Source organism: Microbispora sp. H13382 (assembly GCF_014161445.1).
Taxonomy (GTDB): Bacteria; Actinomycetota; Actinomycetes; order Streptosporangiales; family Streptosporangiaceae; genus Microbispora.
Genome location: NZ_JABBXA010000006.1, coordinates 218,237 through 233,546, shown reverse-complemented (window position 1 = coordinate 233,546; position 15,310 = coordinate 218,237). Strand labels below are relative to the sequence as shown.

14 protein-coding genes are annotated in these 15,310 nt (G+C 71.0%); 7 read left to right on the top strand and 7 right to left on the bottom strand.

What is annotated here, in order from left to right:
- Positions 1-20: 20 nt before the first annotated feature.
- Positions 21-1,079, top strand: a complete 1,059-nt coding sequence (locus HHX41_RS15105; RefSeq protein ID WP_396794576.1) for a LacI family DNA-binding transcriptional regulator — start codon at positions 21-23, stop codon at positions 1,077-1,079.
- Here HHX41_RS15105 and HHX41_RS15100 read toward each other — a convergent pair.
- The gene (locus HHX41_RS15100; protein WP_310741998.1) at positions 1,018-2,304 is read right to left on the bottom strand and encodes an MFS transporter; all 1,287 of its coding nucleotides are present in this window, start codon (positions 2,302-2,304) and stop codon (positions 1,018-1,020) included. The two genes, HHX41_RS15105 and HHX41_RS15100, sit on opposite strands and share 62 nt — an antisense overlap.
- A 79-nt stretch (positions 2,305-2,383) precedes the next feature.
- Between HHX41_RS15100 and HHX41_RS15095 the strand changes: the two genes are divergently transcribed.
- On the top strand, positions 2,384-3,391 hold the full coding sequence (locus tag HHX41_RS15095; RefSeq protein WP_249350366.1) for a winged helix-turn-helix domain-containing protein: 1,008 nt from the start codon (positions 2,384-2,386) through the stop codon (positions 3,389-3,391).
- A gap of 3 nt (positions 3,392-3,394) precedes the next feature.
- Here HHX41_RS15095 and HHX41_RS15090 read toward each other — a convergent pair whose 3' ends face one another.
- The 3 genes from HHX41_RS15090 to HHX41_RS15080 all read right to left on the bottom strand — a co-directional run bounded on the left by HHX41_RS15090 (position 3,395) and on the right by HHX41_RS15080 (position 6,530).
- Positions 3,395-4,285 (bottom strand): carbohydrate ABC transporter permease, encoded by an 891-nt coding sequence (locus HHX41_RS15090; RefSeq protein ID WP_169984145.1) that lies wholly within the window; start codon positions 4,283-4,285, stop codon positions 3,395-3,397.
- Entirely contained in the window at positions 4,282-5,166 is an 885-nt protein-coding gene (locus HHX41_RS15085) for a sugar ABC transporter permease (RefSeq protein ID WP_310741997.1), read from the bottom strand. The genes HHX41_RS15090 and HHX41_RS15085 overlap by 4 nt, the downstream gene beginning before the upstream one ends.
- Positions 5,167-5,246: 80 nt before the next feature.
- Positions 5,247-6,530: an ABC transporter substrate-binding protein gene (locus HHX41_RS15080; RefSeq protein ID WP_169984147.1), complete on the bottom strand. Its 1,284-nt coding sequence runs from the start codon at positions 6,528-6,530 to the stop codon at positions 5,247-5,249.
- Between the two features lie 229 nt (positions 6,531-6,759).
- Here HHX41_RS15080 and HHX41_RS15075 point away from each other — a divergent pair, with 229 nt between their 5' ends.
- Entirely contained in the window at positions 6,760-8,664 is a 1,905-nt protein-coding gene (locus tag HHX41_RS15075) for an ABC transporter ATP-binding protein (protein ID WP_182906459.1), read from the top strand.
- Between the two features lie 110 nt (positions 8,665-8,774).
- Here HHX41_RS15075 and HHX41_RS15070 read toward each other — a convergent pair whose 3' ends face one another.
- Positions 8,775-9,830: a sigma-70 family RNA polymerase sigma factor gene (locus tag HHX41_RS15070; RefSeq protein WP_182906458.1), complete on the bottom strand. Its 1,056-nt coding sequence runs from the start codon at positions 9,828-9,830 to the stop codon at positions 8,775-8,777.
- Between the two features lie 75 nt (positions 9,831-9,905).
- On the opposite strand from HHX41_RS15070, the gene HHX41_RS15065 reads away from it, so the two are divergent.
- Both HHX41_RS15065 and HHX41_RS15060 read left to right on the top strand, forming a co-directional pair.
- Entirely contained in the window at positions 9,906-10,265 is a 360-nt protein-coding gene (locus tag HHX41_RS15065) for a VOC family protein (protein ID WP_182906457.1), read from the top strand.
- Positions 10,266-10,267: 2 nt separating this feature from the next.
- Complete coding sequence (locus tag HHX41_RS15060) at positions 10,268-10,921, top strand: maleylpyruvate isomerase family mycothiol-dependent enzyme (RefSeq protein WP_182906456.1); 654 nt, start codon at positions 10,268-10,270, stop codon at positions 10,919-10,921.
- 112 nt (positions 10,922-11,033) lie between these two features.
- On the opposite strand, the gene HHX41_RS15055 is transcribed toward HHX41_RS15060, so the two are convergent.
- Positions 11,034-11,420 (bottom strand): MerR family transcriptional regulator, encoded by a 387-nt coding sequence (locus tag HHX41_RS15055; protein WP_310741996.1) that lies wholly within the window; start codon positions 11,418-11,420, stop codon positions 11,034-11,036.
- 162 nt (positions 11,421-11,582) lie between these two features.
- Between HHX41_RS15055 and HHX41_RS15050 the strand changes: the two genes are divergently transcribed.
- Positions 11,583-13,292 carry a pentapeptide repeat-containing protein gene (locus HHX41_RS15050; RefSeq protein ID WP_182906454.1) on the top strand — a complete coding sequence of 570 codons (1,710 nt, stop codon included), beginning with the start codon at positions 11,583-11,585 and terminating at the stop codon, positions 13,290-13,292.
- Between the two features lie 45 nt (positions 13,293-13,337).
- Complete coding sequence (locus tag HHX41_RS15045) at positions 13,338-14,249, top strand: aldo/keto reductase (RefSeq protein ID WP_182906453.1); 912 nt, start codon at positions 13,338-13,340, stop codon at positions 14,247-14,249.
- Between the two features lie 166 nt (positions 14,250-14,415).
- Here HHX41_RS15045 and HHX41_RS39705 read toward each other — a convergent pair whose 3' ends face one another.
- Positions 14,416-15,300, bottom strand: a complete 885-nt coding sequence (locus HHX41_RS39705; protein WP_220504071.1) for a DUF2249 domain-containing protein — start codon at positions 15,298-15,300, stop codon at positions 14,416-14,418.
- Positions 15,301-15,310 lie beyond the last annotated feature (10 nt).

Here is a 15,310-nt window from a genome sequence, read left to right as displayed (position 1 = left end):
AAATGGGAGATGATCCCTGCGTGGGAGAGACGAGACGCGGCCGTCCGACCATGAACGACGTGGCCGCCGCGGCCGGTGTGGCGCTCAAGACCGTCTCCCGCGTCGTCAACAACGAACCCGGCGTCAACACCGTGACCGCCGGTCGTGTGCAGGAGGCCATCGAGCGGCTCGGCTACCGTCGCAACGACAGCGCGCGCATCCTGCGGCGGGGCCGTACGGCGAGCATCGGCCTGGTCATCGAGGACGTCGCCGACGCCTTCTACTCCAGCCTCAGCCGGGCGGTGGAGGACGCCGCGCTGCACCACGGCTACCTCCTGTTCAGCGGCTCGTCCCGGGAGGACCCGGACCGCGAGCGCGACCTCGTGCTCGCCTTCTGCGCCCGCCGCGTGGACGGGCTGATCATCGTGCCCGCGGGGAGGGACCACGCCTATCTCGCGCCCGAGTTCGAAGCCGGGATCAAGACGGTCTTCGCCGACCGCCCGCCCGGCGCGGGGTGCGAGGCGGACACCGTCCTCTGCGACAACACGGGCGGGGCACGGGCGGGCACGGCCCACCTGATCGCGCACGGCCACCGCCGCATCGCCTTCCTCGGCGACTCCCCCGGGATCTTCACCGCCGCCGAGCGGCTGCGCGGTTACCGGCAGGCGCTGGCCGCGGCCGGCCTGCCGTACGACGAGGGCCTGGTGGTCATGGGGCCGCCGGACCCGGCGCGGATGCGGGCCGACCTGACCCGGCTGCTCACGGCCTTCGATCCCCCGACCGCCCTGCTGACCGGAAACGGCCGCACCACCGTGGAGACACTGCGGGCGCTGGCGTCGCTCACGGACACCGCCGACGCGGGCGCCGCCGGAGGCCTCGCGCTGGTCGGGTTCGACGACTTCGAGCTGGCCGACCTGCTGGGCGTCACCGTGGTGGCGCAGGATCCCACCCGGCTGGGCCGCACGGCCGCCGATCTGTTGTTCATGCGCCTGTCCGGGGACGAGGGGCCGATCAGCAGGATCGAACTGGCCACGCGGCTCATCCCGCGGGGCTCGGGCGAACGCCCTCCCCTGTCTCTCCGGGACCGTACGGCGGGCTGACGCCGGACGACAGGGCGCCGCGCAGATCACGCCGCAGCGTGAGCACCACGGCGATCACGCCACAGCCCGACAGCGCGATGGCGAGATGGGCGGGCACCAGTTCGGCGAGGGCGCCCGCGGCGGCGGCGCCCAGTGCCTGGGCCGTCATCAGACCGGACGTCTGCAGGCCGAACGCCTGCCCGCGGGCGGCCTCGGGAACCGTGTCGAGGAACCGCCGCTGGAGCCCCAGGTTGTAGGCCAGCCCCGCCGCGCCCAGGGCGGCCAGCGCCGCCGCGCCGGCGACCCCCGGGCGGGCGGCGAACCCGAGCAGCGGCACTCCCAGCGCGAGCGCCAGCGGGAAGGTCAGCCGTTCGCGCACCGCGGGCGGGGCGAACCTGCCGACGGCGAACTCTCCCGCGCCCATGCCCGCCGCCGCGGCGGCCAGCACGACCCCCGCGCCCCACGGCGACCCCTCGCCCGTGAGGTACGGCACGTAGACGGCCTCCGCGCCGATCGCGAGCATCGGCGGCAGCCATCCGGCGAGCAGCAGTCCCCGGACGGCGCGGTCGGCCAGCAGCGCCCGGTTGACCCGTAGCGTCGTCCGTACGGCCCCGGCCCGGTGATGCGGGGCGGAGTGCGCGGCGCGCGCCGGGCGGTCGCGCAGCCCGAACCGGGCCACCGCCGCGCTGCCCAGCGAGAGCGCGGCGGTGATCAGCAGCGCCCTGAGAGGGCCGGTCACGGCGAGCAGACCGCCGCCGACGGCCAGCCCGGCCACCTGCGCGCCCGCCGAGGTCGTGGTGAACAGCGCGCGGCCGAGCACGTACGCATCTCCCACCAGCACGTCCGGCAGCACGGCGGCGCGCACGGCCGAGAACAGGGGCGTGGGCACGCCCGCCGCGAACACCAGCGCGAGCATGACCCCGATCGGCAGGTCGCCGACACCGAGGACGAGGCACGTGGCCACGCGCAGCAGGTCGCCCGCGACCATCAGGGCCCGCGGGCGCCACCGGTCGGCGAGCGACAGCAGGAACACCCCGCCCGCCACCTGCGGCAGGAACCCGATCATGTACGCCAGCGCGGCCAGGCCCGGCGACTCCGTGCGCGCGTAAACCAGCACGGAGAACGCGAGCATCTTCACGGTGTCGCCCAGGACCAGCAGAAGCTGGCTCCCGAAGAGCACGCGGAACTCCGGGACGGCGAAGCACGCCCGGAACGTCGATCTCTCCTGGTTCGCGGCCACGGTCACGGCCCACCTCCCGGCACACATGCTCGGCCCGCCGCCTCCGGCCGCGCTAACGTTTCGGAAACTGCCGAAGGGTGGGCGTTTGTACCGGATCGAGGTGAGCCCGCAGGACGTCGCGGCCAGCCGTTTCGCGATCTCCCCGCTCAACGAGACCATGCACGCGATGTGGATGCTGTCGGGGCGGCTGGAGGCGGGGGCGCACGCGTCCTGGGCCGCGGTGGCGCGCCCCCGGTTCGCCCGGCTGCTGGCCGGCAGCCCGGGGGCGCGGGCGATGGTCGCGCTGTTCCGCCAGGGGGCCTACATCGCCGACTTCATCGCGCCGCCGCCCACGGGGATCAACGTCTCCTTCGCCGAGGAGATCGCGGCGATGCGGGCCACCCCCCTTGAGCGGGCGCGGACCGAGATCGCTATGTCGCTGGACGGCCGGCCGCCCCCGCCCGCCGACGTCATGGAGATCCTGGCGGACGACCACGTGGTCGCGTTCCTGGCCGACGGGCTGGAGCGCACCTGGACGGAGCTGGTCGCACCGCAGTGGCCGCGCTTCCACGCGATCCTGGAGCGCGACGTGATCCAGCGGGCCGGGCGGCTGGCGACGTACGGCTGGGCGGCGGCGCTCGGCGACCTCGGCCCGCGGGTCCGCTGGCGGCCGGAAGAGGCCGACGCACCGGCCCGCATCGAGGTGGCGGCCTCCGGCGACCGGGACGAGCGGCACCGGCTCGGCGGCCGCGGCCTGCTGTTCCTGCCCAGCCTCTTCGTCCGCAAGGTGATCGCCTACCTCGACGAGGCGTGGCCGTACGCACTGGTGTATCCGGCGCGGGGGGTGGCGGCGGCGCACCCACGGGCGGGCGGCGCGGCGGCGCTCGCCGGGCTGGTCGGCAGGTCCCGCGCCCGGGTCCTGGCCGAGCTGGAGACCCCGGCGACCACCACGCAGCTCGCCGCCCGCCTCGGGCTGGCGCTCGGCACGGCCGGCGGCCACCTGGCCGCGCTGCGCGCGGCCGGGCTGGTCGCCGGCGCCCGGGTCGGGCGGCGGGTGCTCTACCGGCGCACTCCCCTTGGGGACGCGCTGGTGGCCGGCCGGCTCGACTCCTGAGAGTCAGCCCTTGAGCGCGCCCGCCATGAGGCCGCGCATGAAGAACCTGCCGAGCAGCACGTAGATGACCATCGTGGGGATGGACGCCAGGATCGCCGCCGCCATCTGCTGGCTGTACGGCGTCGTCACGGCGCCCGCGATGTTGTTGAGCATGACCGTGGTCGGCCACGAGCTCGGCCCGGTGAGGAAGACCGCGAACAGGAAGTCGTTCCACATCGAGGTGAACTGCCAGATGATCACGACGGCGAACGCCGGGCCGGAGACCGGCAGCACGATCGACCAGAGCGTCCGCAGCATGCCCGCGCCGTCCACGCGGGACGCCTCGATCAGCTCGTCGGGGATCGTGACGTAGTAGTTGCGGAAGATCAGCGTGCAGATCGGGATGCCGTACACCACGTGGGCGAGGACCAGGCCGGGGATGCCGCCGTACAACTGCACGCCGAGCGCGTCGCCCACGTCCACCATGAGCTGCACCAGCGGGATCATCACGCCCTGGTACGGGATGAACATGCCGAACAGGAACAGTGTGAACAGCACGTCCGCGCCGGGGAAGCGCCACTTGGACAGCACGTATCCGTTCAGCGACCCGAGCGCCGCGGAGATCAGCGAGCCGGGGATCGCGAGCAGGAAACTGTTGACGATGCCGGGCTCGAGCTTCTCCCAGGCGACGCTCCACGCCTCGGTCGTCCACACCTTCGGCAGGTTCCACGCCTGCGCCGGGTCGGCCTCGCTGAGCGGCTTGAAGCTCGTGACCAGCAGCACGTAGACCGGGATCAGGAAGACCAGGACGAACAGCAGCAGGAGGACGAGCCGCACCCACGCGGCGGTCCTGCCCCGCTCGCGGACCGGGGCGGGCGCCGTGCGCGGGGCCTTCTCGGCGACGTGCGCGGTCATGAACGCTTCCCCTTACGGGCGTCCCAGATCAGGTAGGGCACGACGAAGACGACGACGGACAGCACGATGTAGGACGCGATCGTCGCGCCCTTCGCCGGGTCGTGCGAGTCGTAAACCGCCGTCCACATGAACGTCGCGGGCACGTCGGTGATGATCTGCTTGCCCGACACCGCGACGACGAGGTCGAAGACCTTCAGCGAGATGTGGCCGAGGATGATCAGCGCGGACAGCGTCACCGGGCGCAGCATCGGCAGCACCACGTGCCGGTAGACGCCCCACTCGCTGCAGCCGTCCACCCGGGCGGCCTCCCGCAGTTCCTCGGGCACACCCCGGAACCCGGCGAGGAACAGCGCCATGATGTATCCGGACATCTGCCAGATCGCTGGGATCGCCATGGCGGCCATGCCCCAGTCGGGGTCGCGGAACCACTGCCACTGGAGGAAGTCGACTCCGAGGTAGTGGAAGAGCCGGTTGAGCCCGACCGCCCGCTCACCCGTCGCGCTGTTCATCAGCCACCGCCAGACCACCCCGGTGGCGATGAAGGAGACGGCCATCGGGAACAGGTAGACGGCGCGGAAGCCGCTCTCCGCCCGGATGTCCTTCTCCATCAGGAAGGCCAGGAGCCAGCCGAGGACGAGCGCGCCGACGACGAAGACCACGGTGAAGATGATCGAGTGCCGGACCGACAGGCCCCAGCGCTCCTCGCTCCAGATGCCGGTGAAGTTCTCCAGCCCGACGAAGTTGCCGGGGATCTCCGCGATCTCGTCGTGCTTGTCGGTCATGGCGAGCTTGAAGTTCCAGCCCAGCAGGCCGTACACGAAGACCGCGATGAGGATGATCGACGGCGACACCAGGAGCAGCCCGGGCAGCCATCTGCGCACCCGCGTCACATGTACCTCTCAGAAGTCAAGTACGGCCCACGCCGTTGTGTCCACAGCGTGGGCCGTACGAGGAGATCAGCTCACTGACCGCTGTTCTTGGCCGCCGTGACCAGCGCCTGCTGGAACTTGGCGACGTCCTTGTCCTGCTGGAACAGGCCGACCGCGTCGGTGATCGCGGTGCGCCACGCGTCGTTGGCGACCACGCCGTGCTGGATCGAGCCGGCCAGCTTGCTGCCGGACCACTGCTCCAGGCTCCAGGACAGGTAGTCCTTGTAGAGGGACTGGTCGGCGTCCTTGCGGGCCGGGATCGAGCCCTTCAGCGGGTTGAACGCGTCCTGGCCCTCCTTGCTGGCGGCCACCTTCAGCCACGCGATCGCGCCGTCGCGGTTGGGCGCGCCCTTCGGCAGCGTGAAGCTGTCCGACAGCCACATGAACGTGCCGTCCGTGCCCGGCGACGCGGCCCAGTCGAAGTCCTTGTGCGACTCCTTGCCGAGGCCGCCCTCCGGCGGGTTGTGGAAGTAGCCGTAGGCCCAGTCGCCCATGATGTTGAAGGCCGCCTCGCCGTCGGCGACCTGCTTGGCCGCCGGCTGCCAGTCGTCCTGCGGGCTGCCCGCGTACGACAGGATGGTCTTGAAGTTCTCCAGCGCCTTCGTCACGTTCGCGTTGGACCAGTCGGCGTTGGCCGTCCACAGGGCGTTGTAGGCGTCGGTGCCGAGCGAGCCGAGCAGCACGGACTCGAGCAGGTGCACCAGGGTCCACTGCGAGCCGATCGACAGCGGGATCTTCCCGGTCTTCTTGACCTTCTCGAGGTCGGTGACGAACTCCTCGACGGTCTTCGGCGCGCCGTCGATGCCGGCGTCCTTGAGGACCGTGGGGTTGAACCACAGAACGTTCGACCGGTGGATGTTCACCGGTACGGAGTAGATCTGGCCCTGCACCGAAATCTGGTCGATGAGCTGCTGCGGGAAGACCTCCTTCAGCTTCAGCTCGTCGTACAGGAAGTTCACCGACTCCAGCTTGCCGCTCTTGATGTAGCCCTGGAGCTCGGCGCCGGCGTGACCCTGGAAGGTGTCCGGGGGCTGGTTGGCCTGCAGCTTGCTGGACAGCAGCGCGCGGGCCTGGTCGCCCGACCCGCCGGCCACCGCGGCGTCGAAGAACTCGAAGTTCGCGTTCTGCTTGGCGAAGATCTCCCGCATCGCCTTGAGGCCGTCGGCCTCACCGGGACCCGTCCACCACGAGAAGACCTCGACCTTCTTCGCGGCCTGACCGCCTCCGCTCTCCTGCTTGTCACCGCCACCACAGGCGGAAAGAGTGAGCAGACCTGCAACAGAGACCGCGACGGCCGCCATCCACCGTCGTCTCATCGCAACATTCCCTTCAGGCTGATCGGGAGGATTTCGGGCCCCCGAAGACACATATGGCTGACAACGTTGTCAGCAGGCCCAATCAACCCACTTTCACCGGTACGTCGTCAAGTTTGTGCCGATAACGTCTCTGCATACGGGCCCTGGCGCCGTGTTAGGGGCGTGCGTCAAAGGAAGGGCCGCCACTCGCGCCCGGGAAATTGTCGGCGCTCGCGCTCACACTGCAGGCATGACGGTGACACAACAGGGGGGACCTGATCACCTGTCGGAGGACGACCTGCCGGACATGGCGGACGTCGAGTCCCCGCAGTGGGCGCGGCACTACGGAACGATGGCGGGGCTGGGCTTCCTCACGGTGGCGCGGCGGCTGCCCCGGCTGGTCAGGCAGGCACTGGGCATCGCCTGGGAGGCGAGCCCCCGCGACACCGTGGCCACGGTCACGCTCAGCGCACTCGGCGGCGTCTTCACGGCCTTCGGCCTCCTCGCCACCACCGGCGTGCTGACCGCGCTGTTCCAGGCGGGCCCCACCCCGGATCGGGTCCGGGCCGCGCTGCCCAGCCTGCTGCTCGTGGGCCTGGCCGCCACCGCGCGCACGGCCCTGCAGGCGGGGGCCGGTTGGGCCCAGTCACGGCTCGAACCCCAGGTCAGCCGGATCACGGAAGAGCGCCTCTACACGCTGACCAGCCGGGTCGACCTCGTCTGCTTCGACGACCCCGAGTTCCACGACGCGCTGCAGCGTGCGCGCATGCGCGGCATGCAGATGGCCGAGATGGTCGTGAGCACGGCCATCGACACGCTGTCGGGCCTGGTCGGCATCGTGGCGGCGGCGGGCGTGCTGGGCGTGCTGCACCCCGTGCTGCTGCCCCTGCTCCTGCTCGCGGTCGTCCCCGACGCCTGGGCGGCCGTACGTGCGGCCAGGATGCGCTACACGACCGCCCTCGTGCTCGTCCCGGCCAGACGGCGCAAGTGGATCATCGAGGAGCTGCTCGCGGACAAGGACACCGCCGCCGAGGTCCGCACGTTCACCATGCGCGGCTTCCTGCTCCGGATGTTCGACACGGTCGCCCGTGGCGAGCAGCGCGTCATGCTCGACCTCGCGCGGCGGCAGACCGTCGCCCGCGTCCTCGGCGAGGCGCTCGGCGGCCTGGGGCAGGGCGCGGTCTACGTCGCGCTCGGCCTGCTGCTCGCGGCGGGCGCGGTGCCGCTCGCGGTCGCCGGCACCGCGGTGCTGGCGATCCGGTCCGGCCAGACGTCGCTGTCGAGCTTCATGTACGCGACGAACCGGCTCTACGAGGAGGGTCTCTACTTCACCGACTTCCTCGACTTCATCGCGCACGCCGAGGCCCGCATCCCGGCGGCACGCGACCGGACGGCCCCCGACGGCTTCGGCCGCATCACGGTCGAGGACGTCACCTTCTCCTATCCCGCCGCACCGGCGCCTGCCCTGCGCGGGGTGTCGGTCCGCATCGAGCGCGGGGAGGTCGTGGCCCTCGTCGGAGAGAACGGCTCGGGCAAGACCACCCTCGCCAAGATCCTCGCCGGCCTGTACGAGCCGGACGGCGGCCGCGTCCGGTGGGACGACGCCGACCTGTCCGAGATCGACCCGGACAGCCTGCGCCGCAGGATCGCGGTCATCGCCCAGGACCACACCCGGTGGCCGCTGACGGCCCGCCACAACATCACGATGGGCATGGACAAGGGCGAGGCCGAGGTGGCCCGTGCGGCCGAGGTCGCCGGCGCCGACCAGGTCATCGCCGAGCTCCCCTACGGCTACCGCACCCTGCTCGACCGCAGGTTCAAGAACGGTCACGAACTGTCGGGCGGGCAGTGGCAGCGGATCGCGGTGGCGCGCGGGTTCTACCGGGACGCGCCCCTGCTGATCTGCGACGAGCCCACGGCCGCCCTCGACGCCCGGGCGGAGCACGCGTTGTTCGAGCGGATCCGGCAGCACGCCGACGGCCGGACCGTGCTGCTCATCACCCACCGCCTGGCCAGCGTCCGCTACGCCGACCGCATCTACGTGCTCGACCACGGCAAGGTCCGCGAGCACGGCACCCACGAGGAGCTGATCACCCTCGACGGCCTCTACGCCGAGCTCTACAACCTCCAGGCCGAGGCGTACCGCTCCCCCTGACCCGCCTGCAGGTGGCGGCGTACCGGCAGAAGTGCAGGAGCCCGTACGAGCGGAGAGGCGGCGGTGTGCGGCCACTGCGATTCTCGGCCGACGCCCTGCGGCTTCGTGGATCAGGGCAGCGAGGCGGGCAGAGCGAAGGCCGGGAAGTGTTCGGGACCAAGGAACGAGACGATCTGGCAGATGCGCGTGCCGCGGAACGCGAGCACGGTGATCGACCAGGCGGCGTGCGGTCCGATGGCGTCGCCACCGATGTAGAACGCCACGGCGGCCTGGCCGTTGGCGCTGGTCGGAAGAGACCGCCAGCTTGGGCACCTGGTCATGGGGACCTGCACGGCGAAGTCGGTGACGGCCGCCAACCCCTGGTACCAGGTCGCCAGGGGCGGCATGGACCAGGTGACGTCCTCGGTCAGCAGCGGCACCAGGGCGTCGATGTCGCCACGTTCCAGCGCCGCCGCGAATGCGGCCACGAGCCGCTGAACCTTGGCGTCGCCGATTTTCCGCAGCGCCTGCCGCTGACTCAGGGAGGGGATCTTTTCTGTCACGAGCCTGCGGGCCCGCGCCAGGGCGGAGTTCACTGACGTGGTCGAGGTACCCATCATGGAGGCGATCTCGGCGGCGGAGAACCCGAGAACGTCGAACAGCAGCAGCGCGGCCCGCTGGTTGCCCGGCAAGTGCTGCAGGGCGGCGACGAAGGCGAGTTCGACGGATTCACGCTGCTCGTAACATGCCTCAGGGACGGCCCGGCCGTCGGCGAGGCCCTGATCGGGGTAAGGGCCCAGCCAGGCGACCTCGGTCAGCGGGGCGGCGTCGAGCACGGCGCGTTCGCTGGATGAGCCGAGGTCGGCGGGCAACGCCCGCTTGCCGCGGGAGTCGGCCAGGTCCAGGCAGGCACGGGTGGCCACGGTGTAGAGCCACGAACGCAACGAGCCACGTCCCTCGAACCGCGCGAGCCCTCGCCACGCGCGCAGCAGGGCATCCTGCAGGGCATCGTCGGCGTCGTGACCGGAGCCCAGCATGCGGTAGCAATGCCCATGCAACTCCTGGCGCAGCGGTCCTACCAGGCGGGCGAAAGCAGCATCATCCCCCGCGCGAGCCCGAGCCAAGTCGGCGTCCTGAACGCGCTGCGCCGCCGGATCCGCCCGGAGCCCGGAAGATTTTTCCCGCATGAGCGACGATTGTGCCCTACGGCGGCAGTCCTACCAGGTGAGGGGGCATACCGGCCCTCGTGAAGGAGGACTGCCATGACGTCGACCGGATCTCATCCCACGCCCGGATGGTTCGACATCTCCACTCCCGACGCTTCGCGATCACGACGCTTCTACCAGGAGCTGTTCGGCTGGACGGTGAACGTGATCGACGAGACCTACGCACTCGTCGGTGGTGACAACGACCGTCCGGCAGGCGGCATCGGCCAGGCCGGTCCCGGCAGCCCGTACACCGGGATCGTGGTCTACTTCACGGTCGACGACGCCGAGGCCGCACGGGCGAGGGCGGAAAGCCTGGGCGGCAGCCCCGTCTTGGAGCCGAGACCAACGCCCCTGGGACGGATCGCGGTGTTCGCCGACCCCGACGGCAACCATGTCGGTCTGGTGAGCCGTTGACCATGACCGAGCCGACAGGACATCACAAGACCGATATCTGGTCCCTGGTCCACAGCGAGCGGGCAGCCCTGGCGGCCGACCTCGCGGATCTGACCAGCGAGCAATGGACCACACCGTCCCTGTGCACCGGGCTGACGGTGCGCGAGGTGCTGGCGCACATCACCTCAGGGGCGAGCCTCACACCGGTGCGGTGGATGACCGGCGTCATCCGCTGCCGCTTCGACTTCGACAAACAGGTGGCCATGCGACTGGCCGAGCAACTGGGCGCGACCCCGGCCGAGACGCTCGCCCGGTTCCGCCGCATCGTGACCAGCACGACCAAGCCGCCCCTGCCCGTGATGGCGATGCTGGGCGAGACGATCGTGCACGGAGAGGACATCCGCCGGCCATTGGGCATTCGGCGCGACCACCCGATCGAGACGCTCACCCGGGTAGCCGACTACTACCGGCGCTCCGACCTGGTCGTCCTCGCCAAGGGCCGAATCCGAGGCCTGCGCCTCGTCGCCACCGATGGTCCGTTCACGACCGGCTCCGGCGCATTCGTGGCCGGCCCCACACTGGCACTGATCATGGCGATGACCGGACGCACCGGCTACTGGGACGAGCTCGAAGGCGACGGAGTAGCGACCCTACGCGCCCGCGGCGAGGTCACGTGACTCCTCACTCCAGGCCCTCAGTACTCCAGGCCCTCAGTACTCCAGGCCCTCAGTACTCCAGGCCCTCAGTCCCGCCGGCTCCGGAACGGTTCGGACTGTACGCGCGCCCTAGCTAGGACGCCTGCTCGGGGAGCATGTCGCGCATGGTCCGCACGTCCTTGTAGTACTGGATCTTCCGCTGGATCGCGCCCTGCTTCTGGCGCAGGTCGGCGATCTGCTCCTCGACCTTCCGGTCGTGCTCCTCCAGCAACGCGATCCGGTCCTCGATGGTGTGCTCGCCCTGCCGTACGAGCTGGGCGAAGCGCAGCATCTCCGCGATCGGCATGCCCGTGTCCCGCAGGCAGCGGATCATGCCGAGCCAGCTCACGTCCTCTTCGCTGAACCGCCGCTGGCCCGCCGCGTTGCGGCCGACCGGCTCCAGCAGCCCGATCCGTTCGTAGTACCGAAGGGTGTCGAGGCTGAACCCGGTCTCCTCGACGACCTGTCCAGGTGTGTACACCGCCACACCATTGATCCTGTCACACCGGATCTCGGGCGCATGCGCCCTTTCCGCTGTAGGCATTTGGCAAGCGGGCCGCAATTCGCCCCCATATAACGGGTCCTGCCACGTACGACCCGGGCCGGCGTCCGGGTGGTGCTCCCGAGAGACAGTGAGACAGAAATGCCCGGCATCCCCCGCCTGATCGCCAGCACGGTGGCCATTTCCGCTGCGATCGCGCTGTCGATCCCGCTGTCGATCCCGATGGCCCCGGCAGCCGTGGCGACGCCCGGCGACCGCCTGCCGTGCCGCCCCGGCAGCGGCCCGCATCTCGCCGGCAGGGACCTCACCCGGGCCACACTGCCCGCCGATCTGTCCTGCGCGGACCTCCGGGGCGCCAAACTGGACGGCCTGACCCTGCGGAGCGTGCTCACCGGGGCCGACCTGACCGGAGCCTCTCTCAAGGGAGCCCATCTCGGGTACGCCCGGATGGCCGGGGCCAGACTGCGCGAGGCCGACCTCTCCGAGGCCGAGCTGTACTACGCGGACCTGCGCGGCAGCGACCTGCGCGAGGCGACGATGGACGACTCCTCGCCGTACTACGCGCATTTCGAGGGAGCCGACCTGAGCGGGGCCACGATGGCGCGGGCCAAGACGTACGGCGCGCAGTTCGACGACGCGAAGCTGGTCGGCGTCGACCTGACCGACGCCTCCGCCTACGGCGCGGACATGCGCCGGGCCGACCTCAGCCGGGTCAGGGCGGCGAGGGCCAAGCTCTACGGCGCCACCCTGATCAGGACGGTCCTGCGGCAGGCGGATCTCAGCGGGGCGCAACTGTACGAGTCGGTGATGACCGGCGCGGACTTCCGGGGGGCCGACCTCACCGGGGCCGACCTGCGCGACGTCAGGGACGCCCGGCTCGCCGGAAGCAGGGGCGTGCCCGGATACCTGCCGGCGCCGGACCCGTCGTGCGAGCCCGGCGGCGGTCAGGACTACCGGGGCTGGGACCTGACCGCGGTCACGAGCTTCCCCGGCGATCTGAGCTGCGCCGACCTGACCGGCGCCAGGCTGGACGGCCTCGACCTGTCGGGCGTCAAACTGAACCGGGCCATCCTTCGCGAGGTCTCCGCCGTCGGGACGAGGCTTCGCGAGGCGAAGGGGGCGGACCTGCGCGGCGCGCGGCTGCGGCGGGCCAAGCTGGGCAGCGCCGACCTCGTGGGGGCGAACCTGTCCCGCGCGGACCTGTCGGGCGCGGCGCTCGGCAGCGCCGACCTGACCCAGGCCGAGCTCGCCGGCGCCGATCTTCGCGACACGGAGATGAACAGCGTCACGGCCGACCAGGCCGACTTCACCGGCGCCAGGTTGGACCGGGCGTACCTCCGCTACGGCAAGTACCGGGACGCGGTCTTCCGCAAGGCCACCCTGACCGACGCCGACGTGTCCTCGGCCGAACTGCGGGGCGCCACGTTCGAGGACGCCGAGGTCACCGGGCTGAACCAGGACTTCGCCAAGGACGTCGACCTGTCCGGGTCCTCCAGCCGCATGTCCACCGGCTGGCTGGTCTTCTTCGGCATCGCCGGCCTGGTCGTCTTCTGGATCGCCGCCGGGCTGGTCACGGCCAGGGTACGACGGAGCAGAGCCGCCAGGGAGCAGGCCGCCGAGAGAGCCGTCCGGTTCGAGGACGCCAAGAGCGTCCAGGAGGAGAACGTGACCCGGCTGGGCGAGGAGATCGACAGCCTGACGGACAGAACCGGCGACGTCGACTGGAACGCGGTCCTGGACGCCTACGACGCGGCCAAGGAAGCGCTGGCGAGGGCTCACGACATGGACGATCTGAGGGACGTCGAGACCATCGTGGCGCGTGGCCGCAGCGCCCTCGACCGCCGCCGCTGAAAGCCGCTTGCGCTGGAGTGCGCTCCAGGCGGCAAGGTGGTCGGCATGAGAATCGCTCTGGGAACGATCCCCTTCGGGACCACCGTGGACGAGGCGACCTCGTTCGCCATCCTCGACCGCTTCGTCGAAGCCGGCGGAACGATGCTCGACACAGCCAACAACTATCCGTTCTGGCTGGAGGGCGCGACCGGCGACGAGAGCGAGGCCACCATCGGCCGGTGGCTCGCCTCCCGGCGCAACCGGGACAGCGTGGTGATCAGCACCAAGTGCGGCGCCCGCCCGGCCGTGCCCGGCGCCCGTACGCTCGACGCCGCCGAGGGCCTGTCCGCCGGCGTGATCCGGGCCGCGATCGAGGGCAGCCTGCGCCGGCTCGGCACCGATCACGTCGACGTCTACTGGGCCCACGTCGACGACAGGTCGACGCCGCTGGAGGAGACGGTCGCCGCCTTCGACGAACTGGTGCTCGCAGGCAAGGCCAAGGAGGTCGGCGCGAGCAACCACGCGGTGTGGCGGCTGGAGCGGGCCCGCTCACTGGCGGCGGCGCGCGGCGGCGCTCGATACCGTCACGTGCAACTCCGCCACTCCTACCTCCGCCCCCGGCCCTGGGTACGCGTGCCCGAAGGCGGCCACACCCAGGTCTCCGACGAGATGCTGGACTACGTGCGTTCCGAGGGCGACCTGACGCTGTGGGTCTACTCCTCGTTGCTCGCGGGCGCGTACACCGCCAAACCGATGCCCGAGTACTACGACCACCCGGGCACCACGAGGCGGCTGGCGGTGCTGGACGAGGTGGCCGGCGAGCTCGGCGCGACGCGCAACCAGGTCGTGCTCGCCTGGCTGCGGGCGCAGGACATCATCCCGATCGTCGGCGTCAGCTCGATGGCCCAGCTCGAAGAGATCATCGTCGACGTCAAGCTCGACGACGAGCACATCGCCCGCCTCGACGCCCCCGCCTGACCACCTCCGGCCCAAAGACGCATGATGAGCGCCCGGGGCGACCGGGCGCGTCGGCGGCCGGCCGGCCGGAGTCGAAGGCAGGGATCCGCCCGGGGCCGGGGTGGTCATTCGACACTCCGCGCTGGTGCCGGCCCTGACGAGCCGGGGAAACGCCGGTAGCCGGTGATCAGAGCCGTCCGATCCGCACCCGCCATACGTCCGGACCGGACTCGACGTAGCCCCAGTCGAACTCACCCGGGTGCCGCGCCGCGAACTGGTAGTAGAGCGGCTTCGGATCGTGGTCGTTGACCAGTACGAACGCCTCCCTCGGCCGGAGGGCGCGGAAGGTCGCGAAGATTTCCTCGTGCCGTTGGACGTGCGCCAGGCGCCGCACGTCCAACTCACCCTCCACGACCTCCACACTCGCGTCCCCGGCATCGGCGGCGTCCTGACCGCCGCCGCATGTGCACGAGCAACCGCCGTGCCCCCGCGCCCGCCCCTGCGCCGAGCCGTGCTGCTCCGAGCCATGCGTGTGGCCGGACTCACCGAGGATCTCGTGCATACCGGCGAGCAGCGCGCCGAGGTCGACCCCGGCGTCGACGAGTGCCGGAAGCAGGATGTCGTTCTCCTTCTCCAGATGCGACTGGAACATCGCGTCAAGCGCCGCGGCGGCACCGGCGATCTCTCCGGGGGTGCGGGCCTGTTCCACCGCGTCCACCAGATTGCCCAGCACGGCGTGTTCGCCCGTCATGGCGCGCACCAGCAGCGCCGTCTCCATCAGCCGCGCGCCCGTGGCGTACAGCGTGCCCTCCTCGGCGATCGCGTGGGGAAGGACCTCTTCTCTGCAGAACGCGACCAGCGTCGCCTGCCGGGCGGACGGGGACGAAAGCTGGTCGACCGCGCGTCCGATGGTCAGCGCGTGATCCGCCATCGTCCGGCCGAGCTTCCGGTGGTGGTCGCGGATCGCCTGGACGGTGGCCTCCCGCGTCTCCAGGTCTTCCTGTGTTTCGGAGGCTTCCCGGGATCCGTCTGCCGAGGTGGTCTGCGCCTTGTCCTCGCCGGTGACAGTCATGTACGGCTCC